The organism is Streptomyces scabiei 87.22, assembly GCF_000091305.1.
Taxonomy (GTDB): Bacteria; Actinomycetota; Actinomycetes; order Streptomycetales; family Streptomycetaceae; genus Streptomyces; species Streptomyces scabiei.
In genome coordinates, this window is the sequence record NC_013929.1 from 648,329 (window position 1) to 665,660 (window position 17,332).

Sequence of the window (17,332 nt, forward strand, 5' to 3'; positions counted from 1 at the left end):
GACTCCCGAAGTTCCGCTACTGCACGAGCGAGCCCGAAATTGCCGGATCATCACATCATTGGCGATCGCTGATGACCGGGAGACGGTTCATCCGTGTCAGGCGGCCCGTGTCGTGCGACGCGTGTCGTGCGGCCTGTGTCGGGCCGCACGACGGGCACGGCACGACGCCGAGGCTCCGACGCGTGCGCGCGTCGGAGCCTCGGCGTCGACGGACCGGACCGGACCAGGTCGGGTCGGCGGGTCCGCCCGGGTCAGGCCAGACCGAACCGCTCGGCGTGCACCTGCGCGCGGGGAACCTCCAGTCCCCGCAGGGCGGCGAGCACGGCCGAGGTCATCCCGGGCGGGCCGCAGACGTAGGTGTCGCGCTCGGCGATGTCGGGGACCAGGGCCCGCAGGTTCTCCGGCTCGAAGGGTGAGCTGCCCTGGTCCCGGCTGCCGGTGAGCAGATGGAGCCGCCCGCCGCGGGCCTCGACGAGCGTGCGCACCTCGTCGACGAGTACGGCGTCGTCCTCGGCGCGCACCCGGTAGAGCACGACGACGTCACCGGCCGCCTCCTCCTCCAGCAGCGCACGGACCGGCGTGATCCCCACGCCGCCGGCTATCAGCAGGGCGCCGGGCCGGGTGCGGTGCAGCGAGGTGAACGCCCCGTACGGTCCCTCGACGAACGCGCGCGTCCCGATCGGCAGGTGCCGCAGGCCGGCGCTGGTGGTGCCGGATGCCTTCGCGGTCAGGCGCAGCGTACGGCCGTCGGGGGCCGCCGACAGAGAGAAGGGGTTCGCCGTCCACCAGGAGTTGTGTCCCGGGAAGCGCCAGAAGCAGAACTGGCCCGCCCGGGCGGGCAGCCTGTCCAGGTGACGTCCGGTGACGTGCACCGACACGACCTCGTCCGACTCCGGCACCACGGCCACGACCTCGAAGTGGTGGTAGGCGTTGCGCCACACGGGCAGCACGATCCGGCCGACCAGCAGGGAGCCGAACGCGAACAGCCACAGGGCCCACCAGTAGATCTCCGCGGCCGCGGAGGAGGTGAAGGTGGTGGTCTCCTGCAGCTGGTGGACGAAGGCCAGGCCCAGCGCCACGTACAGCAGCAGGTGCAGGGCGTGCCAGGTCTCGTACCGCAGCCGCCGTCGCACCTGACGGGCGGAGACCGCGGCGATCACGACGACGATCGCCGCGGCCAGCATCCCCAGCAGCGAGGCCGGTACTCCGGCCAGCGCGAAGAAGGTCTTCGTCATCGACGCGTCGTCGAGCGTCGCGTAGCCCAGCACCACCAGGACGGCGTGCGTCAGCAGGGTCCACAGCAGGGTGAAGCCGACCCACCGGTGCCACACCGTCAGCCGGTCCATGCCTATACGGCGGTCCAGCCACGGCAGCCGGGCCACGAGCAGCAGTTGGAACAGCATCAGCACGGCCGCGTGCAGACCGAAGAACTTGGCGACCGTGAGCACCCCGTTCTTGCCGGTCCCCGCGGTGAGGAACAGGACCTCGACGATCACCAAGTTGACGATGACGAACGTCCACAGCACCCACCGCGCCGCAACCACAGGGGGTACGGCGGCTCTTGGCACCCCTGAAATCGTCGCCTCCACGGGCTTTCCCTTCTCTGTCCCAGTGATGTACTCGCGCCCGGCCCCCACGAGGCCGCGCGGACCGGGCGTTTCCGACCGGATACGGCACCGCTCGGGGGCAAGAATAGGAAATCCGACGTGAACCAGACCCAGTTCGGCCTCAATCGTTCTTGCTTTCGGTATTCCTGCCCAGTGGGCTCCCGGACTCTAGTCCCACCCGTCGGCCGTTCCGGTGTCCGTCGCCCGGTACGCTGCGTGATTAAGGTCTTAATCACAAGCCGTCACAGGGCTGTTGGAACACGACAGGCGCTGTTGGGGTACATATGAGAAGCTCGCGTGTCTGGCAGCGCCCCACGCTCGACGCCGTGGCCACGCACGCCGGGGTGTCCACGGCCACGGTGTCGAACGCGCTCAACGGAACCGGCCGGCTGTCCGAGGCGACCAGGCAGCGTGTGCTCGCCGCGGCGCGCGAACTCGGTTACGCCCCGGTCGGCACGAACCGGACCCTGGCCCGCGGCGGCACGGGCGTACTCGGTCTGACCATGACGGCGTACGGGGATCTGCCCGTCGCGTACACCGAGATCCCGTACTACGCGCAGCTGGCGCTGAGCGCCACCGCCGCGGCGCACGAGCGCGGCTTCCTGCTGATGGTGATGCCGAACTCTCTGTCGCGGCGGATGTGGCTCAACACCCCGGTGGACGGCGTCGTCCACATGGATCCGCGTGCCGACGATCCGGTGCGCACCCTCCTGCGGGAGCGCGGCATCCCCATCGTCTGCGACGGCCGGCCGCCGCAGCCGCACTGGTGCGACGCGTGGGTGGACACCGACCATGACACCGGACTGCGTCTCCTGCTCGACCACCTCTCCGAGTCCGGAGCCCGGCGGATCGGGCTCTCCCTGCCGGTCCACGACGCCGCGTACCCGCGTCTGATCGAACGTGCCTACGCGTCCTGGTGCGCCGAGCACGACCTGCCCCGCCTCGTCGAGGAGTATGCCTCCGTGCCCGACTACTTCCGGGCCGAACGCGAGGCGGTGGGCCGGCTGCTCGACCGCGATCCACGCCCCGACGCCGTCATCGGCGTCTACTCCGACTCCGGTCACAACATCCTCGCGGCCTCGCGGCGGCACGGGCTCCGGGTGCCCCAGGATCTGCTGGTGGCGTGCGTCAGCGAGGACGCGGACTACGCGACGACGGCCCCGCCCGTCACCACGCTCAGCCTCCGCCCGGACCGGCTGGGCGAGGAGGCGATCGACCTGCTGATCGCTCTCGTCAACGGCCGCGTCGGTGTGGACCGGCGCCGGCTCGTCCAGCCGGTCCTGGTCCCGCGGCGGTCCTCCGGTCCCGTTACTGCCCGTCGGCGACGACGTCCCAGTGCTCGATGATCTTCCCGTCGACCACGCGGAAGAGGTCCGCGACGACGTGGTCGACGCTGAAGACCCACACCAGGTCCCCGTCGGCGAGGGTGTTGCCGAACCGGGTCCGGCCGCCCGCGCCTGGTGAGGCGCTCGCGCCGGACTTGTCGTTCGCGGAAGGGGCGTCCTCGGTGGCCTGGCGCAGCAGCCGCTTCAGCGGGCCCGTGCCGTTCGGGATCATCGGGTTGTGCTGGTAGTACCGCGGATCCCATTTCCTGTCGATCACGGTCACGTCGCCGTCGGACAGCTCACGGTACGCGGTGACCGCGAACTTCCGGTTCCTCTCCTCCTGTGCCTCCGACAGGGACGGGGCTCCCTTCGGGTACCTGTACGCGTCACCGAACAGGGAGTTCCCACTGGCCGTCTTCGGCGGCACGGTCTGGGTGATGCCCCAGTGTTCGACGAGCTTGCCGCGGGCGACCCGGTACAGGTCCGCCCTGGCCACCCCGGTGGCCTCGTCCGCCGGGGTGGCCGACGCCTGCCAGTGCACGGCCACCAGGTCGCCGTCGGCGGCCACGTGCTTGACGGTGGCCACCGCGCCGGGAATCCTCGCCCTCAGGTTCGCGAACTGCTCGATCTGTCCCCCGGCTCCGCCGGACACCGACTTCTCGTGCTGGACGAAGCCGGCGGCGACGAGTTCGGTCACCACGTCGCTCCTGTTCTTGTTGAACGCCTGCGCGTACAGACGCAGCACGAGCGCCTTGTTCCGCTCCTCGGCCGAGGCCGAGGAGCGGGCCGCCGAGGACGGGGCGGAGGCGGGGGACGAGCTGGACGCGGAGGACCGCGTGGTGCCGGACGTGCCGGCGCAGGCGGTCGCGAGGCAGGCCACGGCGGCGAGCCAGGGCAGGGTCTTGCGGTGTCTCACGTGCTCTCCTGTGGACGGTCGACGTCTGTCGACGGGATGCCGCGACGCTCACGGAACGCGTCTGGCTCCATCCCATCGCGCCGCTGTCCGGCGTTCACTCCGCCGACCGGCGGGACGCACCCCGCCGACAGGCCGGGCCCCGGTCCTCCGAAAGATGCACCTGCCGCGCCCGTCGGGCGGGGCAGGTGCGCGCGAGCCGATCAGAACGGGCAGGTGTCCATCCAGCGCGTGACCAGGGCGGTGTTGTTCTTGTCCGCTTCCCGCGCGGCTCCGCACAGGAACGGGCCGAAGCGGGTGTCGGCACGCAGCCAGAGGCTGAGGAACGACACGATCCACTTGCCTTGCCTGGCCTTGTCGCCGTAACCCGTCATCGGGCACAGATGGTCGCCCGGCACCTCGACATAGAGCTTCTCGGCCCGGGACATGGAGGTGTACCAGGGCACCGCGTAGGTGTTGCCGTGGGCCACCGGATCGCTCTGGCAGGTCAGGAAGAACGTGGGGTCGGTGACCTGGGAGAAGTTCATGTTCGGGTAGTAGGGGGCCGTGGGCACACCTGCCCGGAAGCGCGCGTCGTCCCGCAGGGCCGCCATGACACCGCCGCCGCCCATCGAGTGCCCGACCGCCCCGAGCGTGCCGTCGAGCTTCCCGGACAGCGGGTTGCCCGTGGTGTCGCCGAGCGCGAGCAACTGGGTGCCTGCCGCCGAGATCTGACGGCCGCGCGACGCGGGATCGTCGAGGAGGGTGGTGGTCCCGACGTTCAGCACCACGAAACCCCAGGAGGCGAGGCGGGGTGCGAGCCACCGCAGGTTCTCCTGCGTGCCCTGGTAGCCCGGCATCAGGACGACGCCCGGGTACGCGCCGCCGCTCGTGGGGTACGTGACCGTGCCGGAGCCGTACCCGCTGGGGCTGGGGACGGTGTAGGCGGCGGTGGGCAGCGGCCCGGCGGCGGCTTCCAGGGCGGCCGTCGTCGGGTCCGGGATCGTGCCGTCCGACGGGGTGCCGCCCCCGGAGCCGTACACCTGGAACTCCCACAGCGAGTAGCCGTAGAGGGTCCCCCGCTGGGTGCCCTGCAGGCGGACGTATCGTCCCGTGCCGTTCACGTCGAGGGTCTGCACTCCCCCGGCACCCGTCGTGGTCGAGTGGACGGTGGTCCAGGCGGTGCCGTCGTCGGAGGTCTGGATCCGGAACGTGCGGGCGTAGGCGGCCTCCCAGCGCAGGACGACCCGGCTGAGGGTGGCGGTGGCGCCCAGGTCGACCTGCAGCCACTGCGGATCGCCGAACGTGCTCGACCAGCGTGTGCCGGTGTCGCCGTCCACCGCCGCCGACGCGGGAGTGGACTCCTTCTCGGTGGACGAGGCGGTCGCGGGTCTGCCCTGGGAGAGCAGGTCGGCCGCGGCCGCCGGCGGGGCGGCGGCCGTCAGCAGGGCCAGGGCCAGGCCGATGGTGGTCGCGAGGGAGATCAGTGACGTCATGGCGCGGGACCGGGACCGGGACCGCGACGGGGCGGCCGGGTGGGGTGGACGACGGTAGGGACGCATTGCTTTACCTCCGGATAGCGGTGAGCGCGGTAACCGGACAGCGAGGTGCGCCCGCGCTGGGGAGCACGGGCGGGAGCCCGCCGGATTGTGAGCTGTCGCAGCGCGGAAGGAAAGAGCCGGAAGGAAAGAGCCGGGAGGAGAGACGTGCGGCGGAGAGAGGGCGGACGGGGCCGGGAGGCCGGCCGGCGCCGCTAGCGGGTCTGGTCGAACAGCCAGTCGATGACCACGTCGTTCTCGTAGGTCTGGGCCCAGGCGAGGTGGGGGTTCACGGGTGTCGTGCCGGGCGGGTAACTCGTGAACAGGACGTGGCTGCCCGTGGCCCGGGCCTGCCGCAGAAGTGCCCGGGACCGGGCCTCGAACTCCGCCTTCGGCAGGTCGTTGGCCCACTCCCCGCGGGTGACGGGTGCGCCGGCGGTCTCCAGCGCGTTCATCAGTGTCCAGGTGCCGGGCCTGCCGAACCGGCCCTCGCGATAGGGGACGACCGGGTCGTCGACGGAGTGGTCGGCCCAGATCGGGATGTGCGTGATCCTCTCCATGGCCGCCGTCTCGCCCCACCCGGCCGTGGGCAGGGCCGCCGCGAACATGTCGGGCCGCTTCGCCAGCAGGCTGTAGATGCCGCGCCCGCCCGAGGACAGGCCGACGACGTAGAGCCGCGCCGTGTCGACGGTGCGGGAGTGTTCGCTCACGAAGGTCTCGACGAGTTCGATCAGCGCGGCCTGCACCCGGGCGTCGGTCCAGTCCGTGCCGTCGGGCCCGTCCATGGGCCGCGGCAGGGGAATCTGCGGCGCGAGCACGAACGCGGGGTCGCGGCGCTGTCGTTCAGGTTCGGCGAACGTGACCGCGATCCGGTTGGACGTCAGCTGGGTCATGTTGTTGTCGGCCACCTCGCCACCGCCGTGCAGGGTGACGACGAGCGGGTACCGGGTGCGCGCCCGCGGGTTCCGCAGGAAGCGCGCGGGCCGGTACAGCCGGAAGTCGAGTTCGAAGCCCGTCGAGTCGGTGAAGGAGCCCGCGGCGAAGTCGTCGACCACGGGAGTGACGACGCCGTCGTTCCGGATCGCGAACGGACCGGCCCTGAGCACCGGTTCGCCCTCGGGGGTGTGCACGTCCGCCACCTGTCCGACGGAGTAGGCACGGTCGAGCGGAAGGGGGTCGGTGGCGGCGGCCCGCGCGTTGGGGTCGTTCGGGTCGAGTTCCAGGATCAGGCGGTCGCCCGGCCGCCCCGGGCGGGACCGGTGGTCCACGTCGGCGGTGGTGTGGGAGTAGACCCGGAGCACCGTACGGGCGGCTGTTCGTCCGCCCACGGTGGCCGTGACCCGGAAGGCCGAGGGCGGGATCACCGTACCGCCGAGGTCGATGCGCTGGGCGTACTGGAGGGCGACGGCCGCGACCAGCCAGTTGTTCCTCGGCGTCACCCGGGTGACCAGGTCGGTCCGCAGGACTTCGGGTCGTCCGGGCGTCGGCCGTCGCTCGTCCGCCGTGACGGTCGGGATGTCGTCGGCCGACGCGGGTGCCGTGCTCACGGCCGGCGCGACGACCGCGCCCGCGGTGCCCGCGAGCACCGTACGTCTGGTGATCCTTCTCATGCGTCCTCGTCTCGGTCGGCGGGGGCACCCGGCTCGGGTGCCTGAACGTGTGGCGCTGCTCCGAACTCCCGTAAGGGCTGGACGTGTTGACAGGTCACAGGGGGATCGCGCCGGTCAGCAGGGCTCCGGCGGTCATGACGAGGGTGGTGGCGAAGGCCCAGCGGAAGATGAAGCGCTGGTGGTCGCCGAGCGACACACCGCTCATGCCGACCAGGATGAACGTGGACGCGGTGAGCGGACTGAGCGGGAACCCCGTGGTCATCTGGCCGAGGACGGCGGCCCGGGCGACCTCGGCCGGGTCCGTGCCGAACCCGTTCGCGGTCTCGGCGAGGACCGGCAGCACCCCGAAGTAGTAGGCGTCCGGGGTGAAGACCAGGCTGAGCGGCATACCGGTGACGGCCACCACGACGGGCAGGTGCGCACCGAAGGAGTCGGGGACGACGGAGACGAGTGCCTCCGCCATCTCGTCGATCATCCCGGTGCCGGTGAGGATGCCGGTGAGGACGCCGGCCGCGAAGATCATCGTGGTGACCAGGACCACGCTCCTGGCGTGCCGGTCGAGCAGCGCCTGCTGCTGTTCCCAGGTGGGGTGGTTGACCAACAGCGCGATCGCGAACCCGAGGACGAACAGCACCGGCAGCGGCAGGACTTCCCGGATCAGGCAGACCAGGAGCGCGAGGGTGAGGACGAGGTTGAAGACGGTCGGCCAGGTCCGCGGCAGCGGCGGGACCCGGAGGGTGCCGGGTCCGTCGCCGGGAGAGGCAGGGAGCCGGGGCTCCCGGTCGGCCGTCTTCGCGGCGGTGGGTCCGGGGTCGTCCCGCTCGTCCCCGCTCCCACCGTCGTCCGGGGCGGATCCGGACGGGGACAGTGCGGCGAGGCGCCTGCGTTCGCGGCGGCCGAGCAGGAAGGACGCGAACAGCACCCAGGCGACGCCGAAGCCCATCGCGGGCAGTACGGGCGTGAAGACCTCGGAACTGTCCAGCTTCAGCGCGGCCATGGCCCGTACGGTGGGACCGCCCCAGGGGACCATGTTCATCACGCCCGCGCCCAGACAGACCACCCCCGACAGCACCAGGGGGTTCATGCCGAGTCTCCGGTAGACCGGGAGCAGAGCGGAGACGGTGATGAGGAAGGTGGAGGCACCGTCTCCGTCCAGGGCCACGCACAGGGTCAGCACGGCCGTGGCGACGGTGATCCTTAAGGGGTCGCCGCGCGCCACACGCAACAGACCCCGGATGAGCGGGTCGAAGAGCCCGGCGTCCACCATCAGACTGAAGTACAGGACGGCGAAGGCGATCATGATGCCGGTGGGGGCGACCCTGGACAGTCCCTGGAGTGTCAACTCGCCCAGGTCGCCCGCGAAGCCGCCGATGAGTGCCGCCGACACCGGAAGCAGGATCAGGGCCACCAGGACCGAGGCGCGTCTGGTCATGGTGAGCAACAGCAGGACGGCGATCGTGGCGAAGCCCAGGGCTGCCAGCACGGCGGCGCTCGCTTTCTCGGGGACGGCCCTCGGCGGCGGTGGGCTGGGCGGGCGGAAGCGGGCCGAGGTGTTACGCGAGAGTTTCGGAGCACGGGGGAAGCGCTGTCCAGCATCAAACCGAGATCTGTCCATGCGATAAGCGCATCAATGCTGGGGGCGCGCCCTATGCTCGTCCGCCATGGAGGCCACCACCCTGCGTCAACTGGCGGCGTACACCGCCGTCGCCCGGGCCGCGAGCTTCACCGCGGCGGCCGCGGAGATGCACGTGTCGCAGTCCTCGCTCAGTCGCGCGGTCGCGGACCTGGAGCGGCAGCTGGGTGTCCAGCTCCTGGAACGCGACACCCGCAACGTGCAGTTGACCGCGGCGGGCGTGGAGGCGCTGCGAGTCGCCGAGCAGATCGTCACCGCTCACCGGGCGGGCATGAGGGAGCTCAGGCGCTACCTGCTCGGGGAGTCGGGAGCGGTCGCCGTGGCCACCCTCCCCTCGGTCGCCGCCGTGCTGCTGCCCCGGGTGATCTCCGCCTTCCGCGAGCGCCGGCCCCAGGTCGCGGTACGCCTCCTGGACGGCCTGGAGCGGTCGGTGCTGGAACGGGTCCTGTCCGGCGACGCGGACTTCGCGCTCACCACCGTCGGGAACCCTCCGGAGCAGTTGGAGCACCGCCCCCTGGTCCGGGACCGCTTCGTCGCGGTGCTGCCGCAGGGCCACCCGCTCGCCGACCGACAGGAGATCACCTGGGAGGAGCTGGCCGGGCAGCCGTTCCTGGCCGTCGGCCGCGATTCGAGCGTGCGGCGGCTCACCGACGCGGCGTTCGCCCAGATCGACGCACACGCGGCGCCGGCGGCCGAGGCGGGCAGCGTCGCGACCGTGGGCGGACTGGTGACCGCCGGGCTGGGCGTGTCGGCCATGCCCGCGCTCGTGCTGCCGCTGATGGGTGCCGGGCCCGTCGTCTGCCGTCCGCTGGTGGACCCCGTCGTGGACCGGCGTCTGGACATCGCGCTGCGCGCCCGGCGCACGCTCCCGGCGGTGACGGAACGGTTCCTGGAGACGCTGGAGGAGTTCCGCCTCCGCCGGGACCCCCTGCCGCCCGGCGTCTCCTGGGCCTGAGCCGGCGGCGGACCTCCCGCGCATTCGATTGATGCGTTTTCCGCATGGATTGATGGCCTTCTGTTGCTCGACAGGCATTTCCCGGTTCCGGCACTCTGAGGACCCGGACGGCGACGCCCGTGCCGCACCCCACGCGGGGGCGACTCGGTCGGCGCCCCACGCGAACCGCAGGGGCGAGGGAGCGCGATCGGTGTCGGACGACGAGCAACACCCCACGGGAAGCGGTCAGTTGCGCGGGCTGAAGGTGGTCGAGTTCGCCCATGTGGTGGCCGGCCCGCTGGCGGGCTCGATGCTCGCCGACCAGGGGGCCGACGTCGTGCACGTGGAACCCCCCGGCGCCGGGGACGCGGCCCGCGCCATGGGGCCCCGGCGCGACGGCGTTCCCCTGTGGTTCAAGGTCGCCGGCCGCAACAAACGCTCGGTCACCCTCGATCTGCACCGCGAGCCCGGCCGACGCGTCGCCCACCGGCTCGTCGCCTGGGCGGACGTCGTCATCGTCACCCTGCGCGCCGGCCGCCTGCGGGACTGGGGACTCGACTGGGACTCCGTGCACCGGCTGAACCCCCGGGCCGTGCTGCTGCAGATCTCCGGCTTCGGCGCCACCTCCTCGCAGGCGGACGCCCCCGGGTTCGGCAAGGTGGGTGAGGCGCGCAGCGGAGTCGTCCACCTGACCGGCTTCCCCGACGGCCCGCCCGTCCACACCGGCTTCTCGCACGGTGACGCGGTGACGGGCCTGATGGGTGCCTACGCCGTCCTGGCCGCCCTCCACCGCCGCGACCACGACCCGGACTTCGACGGCGAGTGGATCGACCTCGCCCTCTTCGAGTCCCTGTTCCGTCTCGTCGAGTGGCAGGTCATCGTCCACGACCAGCTGGGCCAGGTCCCCGCACGCTCCGGCAACCGGTTGGCCGTCGCACCCGGAGCCGTGATCAACACCTACCGCTCGCGCGACGGCGAGTGGATCACGGTGACCTCCGCGACGCTGCGCTCGGTCCGCAACATCGCCCGCCTGCTGGGACTTCCCGAGGCGGAGTTCGCCACGGCCCGGCAACAGTACGACCGCCGCTCCCGGTTGGACGAGGGACTGCGCAGCTGGGTGGCACAGCGCGACAGCGGCGCGTGCCTGGAGGAGTTCGCCCGTGCCGAGGTCGTGGCGTCGCGGGTGTTCGACGCCGCGGACATCGCGGCCGACCCGGTGTACGCCGAACGAGAGGACATCGTCACCGTCGACGACCCCGATCTCGGCCCGGTGCGTATGCAGGCGGTGCTCCCGCACTTCCGGCAGCGCCCCGGCCGGGTCTGGCGGACGGGCCCCGCCCTCGGCCAGGACAATCACCTGGTCTACGGAACCTGGCTCGGACTCGGGGCGGACGAACTGGCCGCCCTGGAGAAGAACGATGTCATCTGAGGTGCTCCCCGGGGCCGGCACGGGAGCGGCCGGCCGGCTCCCGTTGCGCTCCCTGCTCTTCGTCCCCGGCACCCGGACGGACTGGCTGCCCAAGGCACGGGCGGCGGGCGCCGACGCCGCGGTCCTGGACCTGGAGGACGCCGTACCCGCCGCGCACAGGCTCAGCGCCCGTGCCGGGGTGTCCGAGGCCGTCGCACGGGCCGCCGACGCACCCGCGGACCAGGCGGATCCCATGGCCCTCTTCGTGCGGGTCAACCCGCTGGAGGGCTGGGCGGAGGCCGAGGAGCTGCGGGCGGTCGTACGGCCCGGACTCACCGGCGTCGTCCTGCCCAAGGTCCGCTCCGCCCGGGACGTGCGGCTCGCCGACCGGCTGCTCGGCTGGTGCGAACGGGAACAGGGGCTGCCGCCGGGCCAGGTCGCCCTGGTGCCGCTGCTGGAGACGGCACGTGCGCTGCGCGAGGCCTACGACATCGCGCGGGCCGCCCCGCGCATCGCCTACCTGGGCGCTCTCACCGCGCCCGGCGGTGACGTGGAACGCGCCGTCGGCTACCGCTGGAGTCCCGAGGGGACCGAGACGACGGCACTGCGCTCCCGCGTTCTGCTGGACGTCAGGGCGGCCGGAGTGCCGTGCCCGGTCGGCGGAGTGTGGACGCGCGTCGGCGACCTGCCGGGCCTGCGTGCCTTCGCCGAGCAGAACCGCTCCCTCGGCTACGAGGGCATGATGGCGATCCATCCCTCCCATGTCCCGGTGATCAACGAGGTGTTCTCCCCCGGGCCTGCCGAGCTCGCGCGCTGCGCGGAGCTGATCGCGGCGGTCGAAGCGGCGCAGGGGGACGGGAGGGGCGCCGTGACGTTCCGGGGCGAGATGGTCGACGAGGCCATGGCCGTCACGGCCCGTCTCGTCCTCGCACGCCACGCCGCGAGGGCCGGTGGGGCTCGCACGGGCGGCGACCGTCCGGGGTAGCCCGCCGGAGTCCTGCGTGACCGTTGTGACCGTTGTGCGGCCCGGGGGGTCACCGGCCGACTGGATCGGTCGACTCAGTCGTATGATGGGGTGTATGGCTCATGTGTCCGCGGCGGAGCGCCGCCCCCAGTTGATCAAGGCCGCCATCGACCTCATGACGAGGGAGGGCGTCGCCGCCGGGAGCACCCGTGCCATCGCCGCCGAGCTGGGCGTGGCGCAGGCGACGGTGCACTACACCTTCGGCACCAAGGAGGATCTGTACCGCGCCGTCATGGAGCAGCTCACCCACGACCTGATCACCCAGGTCCAGGCGGCCGCCCCGTCGGACGGCGGCTTCGAGGAGAGTGTCGCCTCGCTCGCCGCCGCCCTGTGGAAGACCCTGCGCGAACAGCCGACCACTCATCAGCTGCTCACCGAGCTGTCGATGTTCGCCCTGCGCACACCCCGGCTGCAGGAGGCCCTCCAGGCCCACTACGGCGAGGTGACGGCGTCGACGACGAAGCTGGTGACCGAGGCGGCCGAACGCACCGGTCACCGGCTGGCCCAGCCCGCGGAGAACCTGGCCCGGTTCTTCCTCGCCGGCTTCGACGGACTCTCCGTCCAGCACCTCTCCCTGCCCGACGAGGAGGCCGAACGCGTCGGTCTCCAGGCCCTGGTCTCGGCCGTGGTGGCCCTCGCGGGCGGCCGGCTGGAGCTGGTGACGGTCCCCGTGCTCTGACGACCGCACAAACGGTCGCCGTCCCCCTGGTTCGGTGGGGACGGCGACCGTTTCCGTGGAGGCGGGCGTATCAGGGGGCGGGCATGGGGGCGGACCGGTGCCGGCCGTGGGCCGTGGCGCCGTCCACCGTCATCCTCAGCAGGGGCAGGGAGGCGACGAACGTACCGGCGCCGAGGACGACGCCCAGCACCCCCGCACCCGCGCCGTCGAGAAGGGCACCGACGGCCAGCGGTCCGACACCCGTGCCGAGCGCGCCCGCGCCGCTGAGCGAGGCCACCAGCCGTCCGCTCGCGTCGATGAGGGAGGCGGCGGCCAGCATCTGGACCAGGACGGCCAGTTGGCAGGTCTGCCACAGGACGGCCGCGACGACGAAGAGCACCGGGTCGTGCGTGACGATCAGGGCCGTCATCGACACGGCCTGAAGGGCGACGAAGAACGCCATCGACCGCATGCGTCCGAAGCGCCGGGCGGCGAGAGGGCCCACGACGGCACCGGCGAGCGCCACCACACTGGCCGCCGCGAGGACCGCCGACACGACCGAGTGGGACATACCGGTGTGCTCGCGCCCCAGGACGGAGGTGTACGACCACGCCCCCTGGGTGACGGCCCACAGCAGCGCGGTTCCGGCGAGCAGCACGGCCGACGGCCTCGCCGGAGAGGGTTCGGCGCCCCCGAGTGACGGGCCGTCCTGTGCTCCGGGGCCGTCGGGCAGTCCGCGCACCAGCGGCCAGGCGAGCAGGCAGCCCAGTGCCATCAGCAGGAAGCCGGTGCCCCCGCCCACGTCGTGGTTGGCGGCGGCGACACCCATCAGCAGCAGTGCCGTCGCGCAGACGGTGCCGGAGACGACGACCGCCGAGGTCCGGTCGGCGTCGTCGGTGGCGGCGAGGGCGGCGGTGGCCGAGGCGTAGACCGCGCCGAGCCCGGCGCCGATCACGAGGTTGGCCAGGATCAGCAGGACGGGGTCGGAAGCGGCCGTCGCGCCGAGGAAGCCCGTCCCGGAGACGGCGAGCCCCAGGCGGGCCATCCGCACCCGCCCGGGTCGCGCGGCGCGTCCGGCGAGCAGCAGGGTGACGAGCGCGGTCGCCGTCAGCTGGGCCGCCGCGACGAGTCCCGCGCCGGAGTCCGACAGCGCGAAGCGCGAGGCGAAGTCGTCGACGAAGACGGGCATCACGTTCGCTCCCCCGTTGCCCAGGGTCACTCCGGCGACGAGCGCCACCGCGACGCCGAGGGTGAGGGCGGAGCCGCCCCGGGCGGTCATCGTCCGCTCCGGAGCGGGTGGCGGGACGGGGCGGTCGGTCCTCGGCGGAGTGCCGAGCGGGCGACAGGCATGGGAACCTCACGAGTTCGGGGCGGGAGTCAGGGTGGTGAAGGTGCGGGGCCTCGGACGAGGGGAACGTCCGAGGCCCCGCCGGAGGGCGGGCGCGGCGCGGGGCCGGCGCCGCACCGCCGTGGTCGGTCAGCCGGCCCAGACGTCCTCGACGTAGTGGCCGGATTCGGTCAGGGCGTCCAGCCATGCGGTGGCCTCGGCGTCGTCGGCGCCGGTGTTCTCGCGGTAGAGGGCCCTGAACGCCTCGCGCACCGCCGGGGCCATACGGCGGCCGTCGCCGCAGACGTGGACACGTGCGCCCGCCTCCAGCGCCGCCCAGACCTCGTCGCTCTCCTTGCCGATCCGGTCCTGCACGAAGCGGACCCCGTCCTCGGGAGCGCAGGAGAAGGCGGGCCGCATGCTGACGGCTCCGGCGGCCTCGGCGGCCTCGAACTCGGCGCGGTGCAGGTAGTCGACGTCCGGGTGGTCGCAGCCGAAGTAGCACAGCAGCGTCCCGGTGGAGCCCGCGTGACGGCGGTCGAGGACGGCGCCCCGGAAGGGCGCGAGTCCCGTGCCCGCGCTCACCAGGATCACGGAGGCGGAGGTGTCGTCGGGCAGGCGGAACGCCTCGCTGCAGGGCAGGACCCGCGCCTGCAGGGTGTCGCCCGGCCGCACGGTCTGCAGGAAGTGCGAGCCGATGCCGTGGAACATGCCCTCGCCGGCCCGGTGGGGGGCGGCGAGGAGCGACACCATCAGATCGACCTCGCCGGGTGCCGCCAGGGCGGACGAGGAGATGGAGTAGGGGCGGGGGCGCAGGACGGGGAGCAGTTCGAGGAAGCGCTCGAACGGCAGCTCGCAGGCGCGATGACGCTCCAGCAGGTCCAGGACGCTGCGTCCGGCGGCGGTCACCTGCTCGCGGAAGGTCTCGGGGTCGGCCGCGGCGAGTTCCGTCAGGGGGCGCTTCTCGGGCGGGCAGGCGGTGTGCTCGGCGAGCACGGCGATCTGCTCCCGCGTGGCGGGGTCCTGGAGTTCCACGAAGTCGGTGAGGAGACGTCGGACGGTGAGCGGGCGGTCGACGGGGAGGGTGTTGCGGCCGCGCCTGCGGGCGCGCAGCCGGACGGTGCGGTCCGGGTCGAGGCCGAACCGGTCGGTGACCCGCCGGACGAGGTGGTCCGGGTTGCGCGGGAGGACGGCCAGGTGGTCGCCGGTGCGGTAGGTGACCCCCTCGGGCAGCCGCAGCCTGAGGAAACGCTTGGAGCGGCCGAGACCGTGGGACATGTCGACCAGTTCGCGGGCGTCGAGGACCTCCATGGGCTGGACGCCGTGCCGTGCCGCGAGGCCGCCGATGACCGAGTCGGTGGTGTCCTCCAGTACGTAGAGTCCGCCCTCCGCGTCCGTGTCCGGTTGCGCCGCCACCCCGTCCTGGGCTGTTCCGTGGCGGTCGAGCAGGGTGGTCCACAGCTCGCCGGTCCAGCGGTCCACCGTGCCGGCGAAGTCGCCGGAGGCGTCCGCGGCGCCGCGCTCCAGCAGTGCGGTGGCGCCGGCCGCGCTCAGCCGCTCGTCGATGAGGGCCGGAACCCGCTGGTAGGTGGCGGCCCAGTTGCGGTCGCCGACGCCGAGGACGGCGTACCGGAGCCCGTCGAGGGAGCCGGGTGCCAGGTCGTCGAGCCACTCCATGAACCGCGTGGCGTCGTCGGTGGGCCTGCCGTTGTAGGAGGCGGCCACGATCACCACCGGCCCGTCGACGGCGGAGAGGGTGCCCGCGGCGCTGTCCAGGGAGGCGACGGTGGGGGCGAAGCCGTGCTGCTCGCCGTCCTCGGCGAGTTCACGCGCGATGCCCGCGCAGGTGCCCAGGTTGGAGCCGTGCAGCAGGGTCAGCGTGGTTCCGGCCGCCCTGCGGACCGCGGGCGGGGCCTCCCCCGCCGGGGCCCGGTCCGAGGCGACGAGCGGCAGCCGTCGCTCCCCGGCGGTGCGCCGGGCCAGGCGCAGGGTGAACTCGTCGGGCTTGATCGTGAGCGACTGCTTGATCTTCAGCTGGTAGTCGGTGTGGTCGATCAGGCGGTACCGGTGGATCACCAGCGCGAGGACGAGCGTGGCCTCGTGCAGCGCGAACTGGCGGCCGATGCAGGCGCGTTCGCCGCTGCCGAACGGTTTGAACAGGTGGACCGGCCGCTCCTGCTCCCGCTCGGGCAGGAAGCGGTCGGGGTCGAACAGCTCGACGTTCTCGCCCCAGGCGGGGTCCCGGTGCAGCTGCGGGATCAGCACCTGGATCGTCTCGCCCTCGCGCACGGCGTACCTGCCGCCGATGACGGTGTCCTCCAGGGGCTCCACGGCGTAGGCGGGAGCCGTCGGCCAGAGCCGCAGGCCCTCGTTGAGCACCTGCCTGATGTACGTCAGCTTCCCGATGTCCCCGTAGTCGGGGTCGGGGGTGTCCGTGTCGCCCCACAGAGCGTCGACCTCGGCCTGGGCCCGGGCGAGGACCTCGGGGTGCTTGGTGAGGTAGTACAGGGCGAACGACAGGGCCCCGCTGGTGGTCTCGTGCCCGGCGATGAGGAACGTGATCGCCTGGTGCCGGATGTTGACGTCGTCCAGCGGTTCGCCGGTGACCTGGTCGCGGGTGTGCAGCATGCGGCCGAGCAGGTCGTCCGTGCCGGTGTCGCCGGAGGCCCTGCGCTCCCGGATCACGTCGTCGACGAGGTCCCGCATCACGGCGACGTCGGTCCGGAACTGTTCGGCCTGCTTCCACTTGAACAGGTCCAGGCCGGGGATGGACTCTCCCTTGGCCTGGGCGAAGCCGAGCGCACGCGACAGCGCGGTCACGAAGGGATGCGGTTCCGGGCGGCCGAAGGACTCGAAGTCATGGCCGAAGCCGCACAGTCCGATCGTGTCGAAGGTCAGCCGGGTCATGTCCTCGGCGACGTCCACGGGCTCGGTCCCGGCCGCCCCGTCCCACTTCCCGATCAGCTCACGCGCCACCTTGAGCATCGTGGCGTGGTAGCCGCGCATCGCGCCGAGGGAGAAGGCCGGCATGAGGACGTCGTGCGCCTTGCGCCAGTTGGGCTCGTCGTTGAACGCCGTGAACAGACCGTCACCGGTGATCTCCCGCACCAGCACGAGGTCCGCGTGCACGTTCTTGCGGAAGCGGCTCTCGTCCGACAGCTCGGTGACGAGGTCGAGGCCGGAGGCGATGTTGATCTCGTTGCCGAAGACCCGCAGCTTGAACAGCGGACCGAGTTCCCTGGCCTCCTTCATCAGATGGAGCAGGCCGTCGGCACCACCGGGTATGTCGAACGCGTGGCCGACCAGGGGGAGGGCGGAACGCTCGGGGATCGATTCGGTTCCGCGTTCGGTCGCGTGAGTCATGGGCTTGCCTTTC

12 protein-coding genes are annotated in these 17,332 nt (G+C 72.3%); 5 read left to right on the forward strand and 7 right to left on the reverse strand.

The window, feature by feature from the left end:
- Positions 1 to 251: 251 nt before the first annotated feature.
- Positions 252 to 1,568 carry a ferredoxin reductase family protein gene (locus SCAB_RS02695; protein ID WP_037723601.1) on the reverse strand — a complete coding sequence of 439 codons (1,317 nt, stop codon included), beginning with the start codon at positions 1,566 to 1,568 and terminating at the stop codon, positions 252 to 254.
- 323 nt (positions 1,569 to 1,891) lie between these two features.
- On the opposite strand from SCAB_RS02695, the gene SCAB_RS02700 reads away from it, so the two are divergent.
- Positions 1,892 to 2,953 carry a LacI family DNA-binding transcriptional regulator gene (locus tag SCAB_RS02700; RefSeq protein WP_012998515.1) on the forward strand — a complete coding sequence of 354 codons (1,062 nt, stop codon included), beginning with the start codon at positions 1,892 to 1,894 and terminating at the stop codon, positions 2,951 to 2,953.
- Here the strand turns inward: SCAB_RS02700 and SCAB_RS02705 are convergent.
- The 4 genes from SCAB_RS02705 to SCAB_RS02725 all read right to left on the reverse strand — a co-directional run bounded on the left by SCAB_RS02705 (position 2,916) and on the right by SCAB_RS02725 (position 8,455).
- Positions 2,916 to 3,848, reverse strand: coding sequence for a nuclear transport factor 2 family protein (locus SCAB_RS02705; protein WP_012998516.1), 933 nt, complete (start codon positions 3,846 to 3,848; stop codon positions 2,916 to 2,918). The two genes, SCAB_RS02700 and SCAB_RS02705, sit on opposite strands and share 38 nt — an antisense overlap.
- 200 nt (positions 3,849 to 4,048) lie before the next feature.
- The gene (locus SCAB_RS49200; protein WP_012998517.1) at positions 4,049 to 5,320 is read right to left on the reverse strand and encodes a poly(ethylene terephthalate) hydrolase family protein; all 1,272 of its coding nucleotides are present in this window, start codon (positions 5,318 to 5,320) and stop codon (positions 4,049 to 4,051) included.
- Between the two features lie 257 nt (positions 5,321 to 5,577).
- A complete protein-coding gene (locus SCAB_RS02720; protein ID WP_012998518.1) occupies positions 5,578 to 6,972 on the reverse strand; it encodes a prolyl oligopeptidase family serine peptidase in 1,395 nt (464 codons plus the stop codon).
- 94 nt (positions 6,973 to 7,066) lie between these two features.
- Positions 7,067 to 8,455 (reverse strand): CitMHS family transporter, encoded by a 1,389-nt coding sequence (locus SCAB_RS02725; protein WP_012998519.1) that lies wholly within the window; start codon positions 8,453 to 8,455, stop codon positions 7,067 to 7,069.
- Positions 8,456 to 8,633: 178 nt separating this feature from the next.
- Between SCAB_RS02725 and SCAB_RS02730 the strand changes: the two genes are divergently transcribed.
- The 4 genes from SCAB_RS02730 to SCAB_RS02745 all read left to right on the forward strand — a co-directional run bounded on the left by SCAB_RS02730 (position 8,634) and on the right by SCAB_RS02745 (position 12,650).
- Positions 8,634 to 9,560 carry a LysR family transcriptional regulator gene (locus tag SCAB_RS02730; RefSeq protein ID WP_012998520.1) on the forward strand — a complete coding sequence of 309 codons (927 nt, stop codon included), beginning with the start codon at positions 8,634 to 8,636 and terminating at the stop codon, positions 9,558 to 9,560.
- Positions 9,561 to 9,750: 190 nt separating this feature from the next.
- Positions 9,751 to 10,968, forward strand: coding sequence for a CaiB/BaiF CoA transferase family protein (locus SCAB_RS02735; protein WP_012998521.1), 1,218 nt, complete (start codon positions 9,751 to 9,753; stop codon positions 10,966 to 10,968).
- On the forward strand, positions 10,958 to 11,932 hold the full coding sequence (locus tag SCAB_RS02740) for an HpcH/HpaI aldolase/citrate lyase family protein (RefSeq protein WP_037723116.1): 975 nt from the start codon (positions 10,958 to 10,960) through the stop codon (positions 11,930 to 11,932). Before SCAB_RS02735 ends, SCAB_RS02740 begins: the two co-directional genes overlap by 11 nt.
- A gap of 94 nt (positions 11,933 to 12,026) precedes the next feature.
- Entirely contained in the window at positions 12,027 to 12,650 is a 624-nt protein-coding gene (locus SCAB_RS02745) for a TetR/AcrR family transcriptional regulator (RefSeq protein WP_037723118.1), read from the forward strand.
- Between the two features lie 70 nt (positions 12,651 to 12,720).
- Here the strand turns inward: SCAB_RS02745 and SCAB_RS02750 are convergent, their stop codons facing one another.
- Together SCAB_RS02750 and SCAB_RS02755 are read right to left on the reverse strand one after the other, a co-directional pair.
- Positions 12,721 to 13,908: an MFS transporter gene (locus tag SCAB_RS02750; RefSeq protein ID WP_012998524.1), complete on the reverse strand. Its 1,188-nt coding sequence runs from the start codon at positions 13,906 to 13,908 to the stop codon at positions 12,721 to 12,723.
- 198 nt (positions 13,909 to 14,106) lie between these two features.
- Entirely contained in the window at positions 14,107 to 17,319 is a 3,213-nt protein-coding gene (locus SCAB_RS02755) for a bifunctional cytochrome P450/NADPH--P450 reductase (RefSeq protein ID WP_012998525.1), read from the reverse strand.
- Between the last annotated feature and the right edge of the window lie 13 nt (positions 17,320 to 17,332).